Here is a 10,234-nt window from a genome sequence, read left to right as displayed (position 1 = left end):
GGTAGGGTAGTTGTGCTCAAGTAGTTGGTCGCCAACAAACTGTTCGAGCTTAGCACCGTATTGCTCTGCGAGCTGCTCAGCTACGGTACCCATATCTTCAGGCATTAAGTCACTGGCTGGGGTGTTGATCAGATCTCTTACTAATGACACTGAAGAAGAAAATGCCTGTGCTTTGTTGAGTATTGCTTCTGAAGATACAGAAAGTGTTGGCAGGCTCTTATCATTCTTTTTATATTCAGTGTACCGGTAACAAGAGAGGGCCCAGGTGATTGCGAACTGAGTTTCAAACTCAGTTTGGTCTTCAAATAGCTCGCTGCACTGACTGCAATCCAGCGAGTAGCGCGCCGCAGGAATTTGTAGCGCTAGATCGCCAGCAATGAAGTAGTCACTCTTAGGGCTCATTCCATAAATGCATTGCAGTGCGCTGCCGTCACTATCCGGGATGAGGATTCCACCTTTCCCCTCATAGTTATTTGCGTTCAACCAGGTCTTAATATTTTCGGCTTGCTTTGCTACCCAGTTTTCGTAGTGTTCGCTATTGATAATAACGATTGCTGTGCTTTCTTGATTTGAAACTTCTAATACAGGAAACTGTTCGTTCATTGATTGGTAAAGCCTTCAGGAGTTAGCTGGGAGCGCGAAAGCGATATCTATGCTTTAACATCCGCGCTTTTGATAAGTTCAGTATAAACATAATCGGGAGAAAATCATTCTTCATATCGCATTACACTTTCTCGTACCGTTGTTAGTAGCAACAGCAGTCTTTGCCAAAACACGAGATTCTAAGTTCACGGTAAAAATATATCTGCTTTTGGTTGCGACAATGTTAGTCGATCTTGATCACTTACTTGCGGTACCGATTTATGACCCAGGTCGATGCAGTATTGGTTTCCACCCTCTACATAAAGAATTTATGATTCCGGTTTATGCTCTGATGGCTTTGTTTCCAGCAACTCGGTGGATAGGGATAGGCTTGCTAATCCATATGGGCCTGGATGCCCAGGATTGTTGGCGGCAAGGTTTTTATGGGGCTATTCATTAGCGAAGGATGAAACCCTCTGCATACGTAGGGCTGAAACTAACGGCATGTCCGTTCTGCGCCCCGAGACGGGCCGCCTACATAACTTTGGGTAGGCGGAGTCTCTGAGTTAGATAAGCGTGTTGCGAAGCTTTAAACTTCGAACTCACTTCCTGTCTTCTTTTCAATAAGCTTGTTCTGAAGCTTAACGTAGCGCGGCATACCGTTCTCATCGTAAGGCGGGTAGTCTTCGCCTTGAACAAGTGGAGTTAGGTATTCACGACACTCAGCAGTAATTCCGAAACCATCATCTGAAATATAGTGAATAGGCATTTTCTTTTCTTGGTTAGCAACCTGGCTAAGCGGTGCTTCACCGATAGACCACTTGTATGGAGCGGCTTGTTCGCGAACGATAATTGGCATGACTGCATTCTTACCATTTACAGCGAAATCAACAGCTGCTTTGCCCATGGCATAGGCCTGCTCAACATCCGTTGAAGAGGAAATATGGCGTGCTGCGCGTTGAAGGTAGTCGGCAACTGCCCAGTGGTATTTATAACCAAATTCATCTTTAACCATATTAGCAAGCGTTGGTGCGACGCCACCTAGTTGGGTATGACCAAACGCATCAACTGCGCCTGCGTCTGCTACAAAGCGGCCATCTTCGTACTGAGCGCCTTCAGATGCCACGACAACGCAGTAACCGTAATTTTTTACTGCTTCATCTACACGTGCTAAAAACTTCTGTTTATCAAAGGCTATTTCTGGAAATAGAATAACGTGTGGTGCTTCGTGCGCTTCGGTGCCGGCCAAACCACCAGCTGCGGCGATCCAACCTGCGTGACGGCCCATGACCTCAAGAATAAATACTTTAGTTGAGGACTCGCACATAGAAGCGATGTCCATTGCCGCTTCTTTAGTAGAAATAGCGACGTATTTTGCAACCGAACCAAAGCCCGGGCAGCAATCAGTGAACGGAAGGTCGTTATCTACGGTTTTTGGCACACCGATACAAGTAATCGGGTAACCCATTTTTTCACTTAGTTGAGAAACCTTATAAGCTGTATCTTGAGAGTCGCCGCCGCCATTATAGAAGAAGTACCCAATATCATGAGCTTTGAATACTTCGATCAGACGTTCATATTCACGCTTGTTCTCATCAAGGTTTTTCAGTTTGTAGCGGCAAGAACCAAATGCACCGCTTGGAGTGTGCTTTAGTGCGGCGATATCTTCGATGCTTTCCAGACTGGTGTCGATCAACTCTTCACGGAGTGCTCCAATGATGCCGTTACGTCCAGCGTAAACCTTACCAATTTTGTCTGGGAATTGGCGAGCTGTTTCGATTACGCCACAAGCTGAAGCGTTGATTACGGCAGTTACGCCACCTGACTGTGCGTAGAAAGCATTTTTGATAGTCATTGAATATCCTATTCTTCGATAAAAATGAAAGGTTTCATAAATTTCGCGCATCATACTGCATTTTTATGAAAGTTTCATGAGCCTGATTACTAATCAGTCGGTATCAGTCTTAAAATAAAAACTGTTGACAATTAACCTTGGCGATTCGTATCGAAAGTATAAAAAAGTGAGAGCGGTGCACTCTCACTTCTACTGTTATTCAGGTCAAAAATTAAAGCTAGCTATTAAGTTTCTTGGCAAGAATCTGATTGAACAGTTTAGGGTTTCCTTGTCCTTTAGAGGCTTTCATTAAAGGCCCCATAAATCCGCCCATAAGCTTTTTACGCTTTTTGTCATCGGCCTCTTTATACTGTGCAATCTGATCAGCCATGCCAGCGAGTACTTCGTCAACCAATGCTTCTAGCGCACCGGTATCAGATACCTGCTTTAGACCTTGTGATTCAATAATTGCGTCAACATCATCACCAGATTTTTCCCAAAGTGTATTGAATACTTTCTTTGCACCTGAAGACGACAAAGTGTTGTCTTTAACTCTAAGCACCAGTTGCCCAAGTTGCTCTGCACTGATAGGAGAATCTTTTAAGGAGATGCTGTCGCTGTTGAGTCGCGCGCTTAGCTCTCCCATTGTCCAGTTGGCAGAAAGCTTAGCGTCACCTGAAATGCTACTGGCTGTCTCGAAATAATGAGAAAGGTCTGCCTGTGCTGAGATCAAGCCTGCATCGTAACTTGATAAGCCGTATTCGGCGCAGAACCTTGCCTTTCGTGCATCAGGAAGCTCTGGCATCTCAGTTTTAATCTGATCAATAAACTCGTCAGACAATTCGACAGGAAGCAGGTCAGGGCATGGGAAGTAGCGGTAATCGTTTGCTTCTTCTTTGCTACGCATGGAGCGGGAGATATCTTTCTCTCCATCGTATAAGCGGGTCTCTTGCGTGATGCTGCCGCCATCTTCAAGAATATCTATCTGACGCTCAACCTCAAGGGCGATCGCCTTTTCCATGAAGCGGAAGGAGTTAAGGTTCTTGGTTTCGGTTCGTGTACCAAGCTCTTCCTGACCTTTGGGGCGTACCGAGATATTGACGTCAAAGCGCATTGAGCCTTGTGACATTTCACCGTCACAGATGCCAAGAGAGGTAACAATTGAGTGTAGTTTTTTGGCAAAGGCGACTGCTTCTTCACTATTGCTGATATCAGGCTCTGACACGATTTCAATAAGCGGTGTTCCCGCGCGGTTCAGATCTATGCCTGACATGCCATGGTAATCTTCATGAAGCGATTTACCGGCATCTTCTTCAAGGTGAGCGTGATGGATACGAACAGACTTCTTGCTGCCGTCCTCTAGTTCAATTTCAACAACACCAGGGCCAACGATCGGCAGGTCTAGCTGCGTGGTCTGGTAACCCTTGGGCAAGTCTGGGTAAAAATAGTTTTTACGTTCGAAAACCGAGCGTTTACCGATTTCTGCGTCGATAGCCAAGCCGAACATAACGGCGTAACGAAAGGCTTGCTCATTTGGTACAGGCAAGGTGCCAGGCAAGGCTAGGTCAACTTCGTTTGCCTGAGTGTTTGGCTCTGCGCCATAGGCAGTAGAAGAGCCGGAAAATATTTTCGTTTTGGTGGCGAGCTGGACGTGAACTTCAAGCCCGATTACTGTTTCCCATTGCATAGTGTTTCTCCAGGCTTAAATGTTCTGTGGTGCTAAGGTGTGCCAATCGGTAACTTGTTGGAACTGATGCGCGACGTTAAGCATACGTTGTTCGTCGAAGTAGTTACCAATAAGTTGCATGCCAATAGGCAGACCATTTAATAAGCCTGCTGGAAGTGACATGCCAGGCAGCCCGGCGAGGTTGGTTGAAATAGTAAAGATATCTTCAAGATACATTTTTACAGGGTCATCACCTTTGGAATTAAAGCCAAATGCTTCCGACGGAGAGGTTGGGCCTAAGATCAAATCAACTTCTTCAAAGGCGCTGACGAAGTCATTCTTAATTAAACGGCGAACCTGCTGTGCTTTTCTGTAATAGGCATCGTAGTAGCCGGCGGATAGGGCGTAAGCACCTATTAGAATACGTCGTTTAACTTCATCGCCGAAGCCTTCAGAGCGGGTGCGCTGATACATGTCCATCAGATCTTTCGGGTCGTCACAACGGTGCCCAAAGCGAACGCCGTCAAAGCGTGACAAGTTTGCAGAACATTCTGCTGGCGCAATCACGTAGTAGGCCGGTACTGACAGGTCAGAATGTGGTAGCGACACTTCTTTAAACGTCGCTCCCAGCTTTTCCAGCTCCTTAATAGCGGTTTGCAATACATCCTGCAATTCAGCGCTTAAGTGCTCGTTGAAAAACTCTTTTGGTAGACCAATTCGGAGGCCTTCAAGTGAGTTATTCAAGTTCGCTGTGTAGTCTGGTACTTCGCGGTCTAGGCTGGTTGAGTCCTTGGCGTCATGTCCTGCAAGCACGTTCAGCATCATTGCCGCATCTTCTGCAGTGAGAGCCATCGGGCCAGCTTGGTCAAGACTTGATGCGAAGGCAATCATTCCGTAGCGTGAAACACGGCCGTAGGTTGGTTTTAATCCGGTTAAGCCGCAAAGAGAAGCAGGCTGGCGAATAGAGCCGCCGGTATCGGTTGCGGTTGCTATTGGCACAAGTCGAGCGGCAACGGCAGCTGCTGAACCGCCAGATGAACCACCGGGTACAAGTTGCTCTTCTTGGCTCCAAGGGTTGATAACTTTGCCAAAATAACTTGTCTCGTTAGATGAGCCCATCGCGAATTCATCCATGTTTGTTTTACCTAAACAAACTGCGCCCGCATTTTTAAAATTGCTGACGATGGTGGCGTCATAAGGCGGAATAAAGTTATCTAGCATTTTTGAGGCGCAGGTAGTTAACACGCCTTCGGTGCAGAAGATGTCCTTATGTGCAAAGGGAATACCTGTCCAGGGTGTTGCCTTGCCGCTTGCGATAATCTCATCGGCTGCTTTCGCCTGTGCAAGCGCTTGTTCTTCGGTAACGGTAATGAAACTATTATATTGGCCGTCAAGCTTCTTGATTCTGTCTAGAAAGTATTGGCTGAGCTCGAGGCTTGAAAACTCGCCGCTAGCAAGCCCTGTTGATAATTGTTTTACAGTTTTGTTTAGCATGTTTAGTTAGCTTTCGAATAGAGTGAATGTTGTGCTATCGATAATAATGTGATGTTGCTAATGGATAGGTGGACGTTCACCTTACTCAATAACCTTTGGCACAAGAAATAAACCGTCTTCAGTGTTGGGGGCGACAGTTTGGAGCTTTTCTCTTTTATCGCTTTCAGTGACAACATCTGGACGTAGAACCTGTACAGCATCCATTGGGTGAGCCATTGGTGGAATGTCTTCAGTATTGGCATTTTGTAGCTGATCAACCAATGACAGAATATTTGTTATATCGTTACTGATTTTCTCAACTTTATCGTCTTCGATATGAAGCCGAGCCAGGTGAGCAATTTTATTGATGTCTTCTGGATCGATGGACATGTTAATCCTCAAGCGTTGTCTTTTCTGGAGCATCAATTCGAAGCCACAGATTAGGTGTTAGGTAATTAAAAAATTGCCGCCATAATATCAGGAATAATTCCGGCCAGACAAATAAGAGGGGTTAATTAAATCGTATTGTTTAATATATGTTCAGAAATGGGGTAAATTAGCTTTAATTATCGTTCATTTTTCAATTCCGTCTTGCTCTATATAGGTACCGTTGTTAAAGTTGCTCGATTATTTTCTACGAATTGTTTAGGTTGATCTCACACCATGTTTAAAAAGATCCGAGGCTTATTTTCCAGCGATTTATCTATTGACCTAGGGACAGCTAATACGCTTATTTATGTTAGGGAACGAGGCATTGTTCTGGATGAACCTTCTGTAGTCGCTATTCGTAGCAACGGAGCGCAAAAAACAGTTGCAGCGGTTGGTGCTGAAGCAAAGCGTATGCTTGGTCGTACTCCTGGTAATATCACAGCAATTCGCCCATTGAAGGATGGAGTTATTGCAGACTTCGTTGTGACTGAAAAGATGTTGCAGCACTTTATTCACAAAGTTCACGAAAACAGCTTTATAACACCTAGCCCGCGTGTTTTGGTTTGTGTACCGAGTCGTTCAACTAAAGTTGAGCAAAAGGCCATACGCGAGTCTGCTCTAGGTGCAGGTGCCCGTGAAGTTTATTTGATTGAAGAACCAATGGCTGCTGCGATTGGTGCCGGTTTACCCGTTGAAGAAGCAAGTGGCTCTATGGTCGTTGATATTGGTGGTGGTACGACTGAAATTGCCATCATTTCTCTAAACGGCATTGTTTATGCTGACTCAGTAAAAGTTGGTGGTGACCGCTTTGATGAAGCAATTGTTACTTATGTTCGTCGTAACTACGGCAGCCTAATTGGTGATACCACTGCAGAGAAGATTAAACAGGAAGTCGGTTGTGCATACGAAGGTCTTGAACTTCGAGAGATCGATGTACGTGGTCGCAATCTGGCAGAAGGTGTGCCTCGTGGCTTTACCTTGAACAGTGAAGAAATCCTCGAAGCGCTACAAGAGTCATTATCTGCGATTGTACAGGCAGTGAAAGGGGCTTTAGAGCAGTCACCTCCAGAGCTTGCATCAGATATTGCCGAGCGTGGTATTGTCCTGACAGGTGGCGGATCATTGCTCCGAGGTCTTGATCGACTTTTAAGTGAAGAAACAGGCCTTCCTGTTATTGTCGCAGAAGACCCGCTTACCTGCGTTGCTCGTGGTGGTGGTAAAGCAATCGAATTGATCGATAATAGCTCGGATGGCTTATATCCAATTGAATAAAAAGCTGGGTAACATTGAGTAATGAAACTTGGCGCTTCTGATAAAACAATTTTTGTTCAAGGCCCTTATCTCGTATACAGGTTAATTCTAGCATCAGTCGTATCACTCTTATTGATATTCATTGATGTTAGATTTAGCTATCTAGACCCTGTTCGTGGAGTAATAAGCTCTGCGTTAACACCGGTTCACTGGTTGAGTGATTTACCGGTTTCTATTAGTGAAGGCTTGAGTGAAAGCTTTACGAGCCGTTCCGATCTCCAAGAAAAAATCGATTTAATGGAATCCCGCATGTTGGTGCTTGAGCGCAAAGCTCAAAAACTCGCATCAGTAACGGCTGAGTTAAATCGCTTGCGTGAGCTACTGAATGCTTCTCGCATTGTTGACGATGGTGTCGTTGTTACCGAAATGATCGGTGTTAGCCCTGATTCTGACAATCAATACATCTTGCTTAACAAGGGCAGTCAAGACAGGGTTTATCTCGGTCAGGCCGTTCTTGATTCACAGGGATTGATGGGGCAAGTGGTTGAAGTAAATGAATTTACCAGCCGGGTCCTACTTATCTCTGATAGTCGTCATGCGGTTCCTGTCCAAGTAAATAGAAATGGTGTTAGGGCGATTGCTTATGGTGTTGGGGCGCTCGACTATCTTGAGCTAGGAAATGTTCCAGATACCTCTGATATTGAGGTGGGTGATCTTTTGGTAAGTTCTGGTCTAGGGGGGCGCTTCCCGGAAGGCTATCCAGTGGCAAGGATTAGCCAGATATCGCACCATGATGGACGCTCCTTTGCAGAGGTTCGCGCCAGGCCTGAAGCACAGTTGAATAGAAGTCGTCTCTTGCTTTTGGTGTTTAAAGAGGGGCAAAACGATAGTACCGTCATCGATGAGAATAAAGAACAATCTAGTACTAAGCAGCATGCGTCTGACGAGGTAAACGAATGACTCAGTCGAGAGTAAGTTGGGTGGCCGTTGCATTGTCTTTCGCCGCAGCTGCCGTATTGGAATTGTTAGCAATGCCGCAAATGCTACTTGCCTTTCGTCCTGAGTGGATGGTATTGACTTTGATATACTGGTTATTGAGGCACCCCGAACGTATTGGTCTGTTTTCTGCTTTTATTGTGGGCGCAATCATGGATGTGCTGTCAGGTACTTATCTCGGTATTCATATAATTGCTTGCTGTATCGTCTCTTATTTGGTTTTGACGATGCATCAACGCTTAAAAATGTTTCCGGTACTACAGCAGTCCTTGGTAATATTTTTTATTATCGGAATTTTGTTGATGATTGTGATGACTATCAGAGGAGCGCTTGGCGCTGTCGATAATAATATGTCTTATCTGGGAGCTGCACTATCAAGCGCCTTAGTTTGGCCTTTTGTATTAATTTTCACCGACCGTCTTGTTTTTGCATTGCGATAATAAAAAAACGCTTTGATATGCCGCTTCGTTTCAATAGCTGCTAATCTTATTATTTTGACAGGAAAGTTTCAGGTAGTGCTATGAGTGAAGAGCTTTTAATTAACGTTACGCCGGTTGAAACTCGTGTAGCGCTTGTAGAAAACGGAATGCTGCAAGAAGTGTATATCGAGCGTTCAAGTTGTCGTGGCTTCGTTGGTAATATCTACAAAGGAAAAGTAGTCCGTGTGCTTCCTGGAATGGAGGCTGCATTTGTTGATATTGGTCTTGAGCGCGCCGCATTTATACACGTTTCTGATATCACCTCTAACCCACAAGTCGGTGAAACTGGCGAAAGTGAGAATAATGCAGATATCGCATTATTGTTGCGCGAAGGTCAAGAGCTTGTTGTTCAAGTCATCAAGGATCCCATTGGTACGAAAGGTGCCCGTTTAACCACTCAGCTGTCAATTGCTAGCCGTTACTTGGTTTATATCCCAAGTGTTTCACATATTGGTATATCTCAACGTATCGAAGATGAAGTAGAGCGAGAGCGTTTAAAGCAGCTTGTTTTGAATTGTCAGGTAGATAACGAAGAGGCAGGCTCGGGCTTTATTGTGCGTACTGCGGCCGAAGGTGCAGGAGAAGATGAGTTTACGGCAGATATAAAGTTCCTGGAGCGCCTTTGGAAAAAACTAAAGCAGCGAATCAAAGAGAACGCAATTCCATCTGTTGTCTATCAGGATTTGCCGCTGTTTACACGTGCGATAAGAGATCTGGTAAAGCCTCAAACCGAGAAAATTAGAATCGATTCAAAAGAAAGTTATGGGATTGTAAAGGAGTTCTCCGAAAACTTTCTCATTGATGTTAGTAAGCGGCTTGAGTATTACCCAGGTGAACGACCTGTATTCGATTTATATAATGTTGATGATGAAATTCAGAAGGCGCTGGGAAAAAAGGTTCAACTTAAGTCTGGTGGCTATCTAATCATTGATCAAACCGAAGCTATGACCACGATTGATGTGAATACCGGCGGTTTTGTCGGGCATCGTAATCTTGAAGAGACCATATTCAAGACCAATCTCGAAGCTGCAAGGACCATTGGTAGGCAATTGCGCTTAAGAAATCTTGGCGGGATTATCATTCTCGACTTCATCGATATGGAGGATGAGGAACATAAGCGCCAGGTTCTACGAATGTTAGAGAAAATGCTTGAGCGAGACCATGCACGTACAACGGTAAGTTGCGTTTCAGAGCTTGGCCTGGTTGAAATGACACGTAAGCGTACCACTGAAAGCTTGGGGCAAACCTTGTGTGAGCCTTGCCCTGTATGTGATGGCACTGGTGTGTTAAAGACCGCTGAAACAGTCTGTTATGAAATTATGCGTGAGATTCTCAGGGTGAATCGTGCTTATGACGCAAATATCTATTTGGTTATGGCTTCGCAAAACGTGATTGATCGCTTACTCGATGAGGAGTCTGACAATGTTGCTGACTTGGAAACCTTCATTGGCAAGCAAATCAAGTTTCAAGTAGAAGTCATGTATAATCAGGGACAATTTGATGTAGTCTTAGTCTAGCGTGACA

At 44.9% G+C, this 10,234-nt stretch carries 10 protein-coding genes; 5 read left to right on the top strand and 5 right to left on the bottom strand.

The features are described from left to right. Positions 1 to 603 (bottom strand): hypothetical protein (locus A3766_RS20790; RefSeq protein ID WP_197479651.1); only part of this gene is annotated, 603 nt, incomplete at its 3' end. Positions 604 to 706: 103 nt separating this feature from the next. Between A3766_RS20790 and A3766_RS20785 the strand changes: the two genes are divergently transcribed. Further along, on the top strand, positions 707 to 1,042 hold the full coding sequence (locus A3766_RS20785; RefSeq protein WP_197470100.1) for a DUF6122 family protein: 336 nt from the start codon (positions 707 to 709) through the stop codon (positions 1,040 to 1,042). 129 nt (positions 1,043 to 1,171) lie between these two features. Here the strand turns inward: A3766_RS20785 and A3766_RS20780 are convergent, their stop codons facing one another. From A3766_RS20780 to gatC, 4 genes are all read right to left on the bottom strand, one after another. Then, positions 1,172 to 2,437, bottom strand: coding sequence for a 6-phosphofructokinase (locus tag A3766_RS20780; protein WP_068510974.1), 1,266 nt, complete (start codon positions 2,435 to 2,437; stop codon positions 1,172 to 1,174). 217 nt (positions 2,438 to 2,654) lie between these two features. Further along, positions 2,655 to 4,103, bottom strand: coding sequence for an Asp-tRNA(Asn)/Glu-tRNA(Gln) amidotransferase subunit GatB (gene gatB / locus A3766_RS20775; RefSeq protein WP_068554455.1), 1,449 nt, complete (start codon positions 4,101 to 4,103; stop codon positions 2,655 to 2,657). A 15-nt stretch (positions 4,104 to 4,118) separates the two neighbouring features. Further along, a complete protein-coding gene (gene gatA, locus A3766_RS20770) occupies positions 4,119 to 5,576 on the bottom strand; it encodes an Asp-tRNA(Asn)/Glu-tRNA(Gln) amidotransferase subunit GatA (RefSeq protein ID WP_068507573.1) in 1,458 nt (485 codons plus the stop codon). A gap of 81 nt (positions 5,577 to 5,657) precedes the next feature. Continuing rightward, positions 5,658 to 5,945, bottom strand: a complete 288-nt coding sequence (gene gatC, locus A3766_RS20765; protein WP_068507575.1) for an Asp-tRNA(Asn)/Glu-tRNA(Gln) amidotransferase subunit GatC — start codon at positions 5,943 to 5,945, stop codon at positions 5,658 to 5,660. A gap of 273 nt (positions 5,946 to 6,218) precedes the next feature. On the opposite strand from gatC, the gene A3766_RS20760 reads away from it, so the two are divergent. The 4 genes from A3766_RS20760 (at position 6,219) to rng (ending at position 10,227) form a co-directional block, all read left to right on the top strand. Beyond that, positions 6,219 to 7,256, top strand: coding sequence for a rod shape-determining protein (locus A3766_RS20760; protein ID WP_068507576.1), 1,038 nt, complete (start codon positions 6,219 to 6,221; stop codon positions 7,254 to 7,256). Between the two features lie 21 nt (positions 7,257 to 7,277). Next, positions 7,278 to 8,195, top strand: a complete 918-nt coding sequence (gene mreC / locus A3766_RS20755; protein WP_068507578.1) for a rod shape-determining protein MreC — start codon at positions 7,278 to 7,280, stop codon at positions 8,193 to 8,195. Beyond that, a complete protein-coding gene (gene mreD, locus A3766_RS20750; protein ID WP_068507580.1) occupies positions 8,192 to 8,671 on the top strand; it encodes a rod shape-determining protein MreD in 480 nt (159 codons plus the stop codon). The genes mreC and mreD overlap by 4 nt, the downstream gene beginning before the upstream one ends. Before the next feature lie 80 nt (positions 8,672 to 8,751). After that, entirely contained in the window at positions 8,752 to 10,227 is a 1,476-nt protein-coding gene (gene rng / locus A3766_RS20745) for a ribonuclease G (RefSeq protein WP_068507582.1), read from the top strand. Positions 10,228 to 10,234: the final 7 nt, after the last annotated feature.

This window comes from Oleiphilus sp. HI0132, from assembly GCF_001635845.1.
Note: the sequence above shows the minus strand (reverse complement) of the source record. Positions and strands in the feature narration are given on the sequence as shown.

Bases quoted from the DNA above. Each gene is read 5' to 3' on its own strand.
- mreC (WP_068507578.1), top strand. From the start codon at position 7,278: ATGAAACTTGGCGCTTCTGATAAAACAATTTTTGTTCAAGGCCCTTAT.
- gatC (WP_068507575.1), bottom strand. From the start codon at position 5,945: ATGTCCATCGATCCAGAAGACATCAATAAAATTGCTCACCTGGCTCGG.
- gatB (WP_068554455.1), bottom strand. From the start codon at position 4,103: ATGCAATGGGAAACAGTAATCGGGCTTGAAGTTCACGTCCAGCTCGCC.
- A3766_RS20760 (WP_068507576.1), top strand. From the start codon at position 6,219: ATGTTTAAAAAGATCCGAGGCTTATTTTCCAGCGATTTATCTATTGAC.
- rng (WP_068507582.1), top strand. From the start codon at position 8,752: ATGAGTGAAGAGCTTTTAATTAACGTTACGCCGGTTGAAACTCGTGTA.
- mreD (WP_068507580.1), top strand. From the start codon at position 8,192: ATGACTCAGTCGAGAGTAAGTTGGGTGGCCGTTGCATTGTCTTTCGCC.
- A3766_RS20780 (WP_068510974.1), bottom strand. From the start codon at position 2,437: ATGACTATCAAAAATGCTTTCTACGCACAGTCAGGTGGCGTAACTGCC.
- gatA (WP_068507573.1), bottom strand. From the start codon at position 5,576: ATGCTAAACAAAACTGTAAAACAATTATCAACAGGGCTTGCTAGCGGC.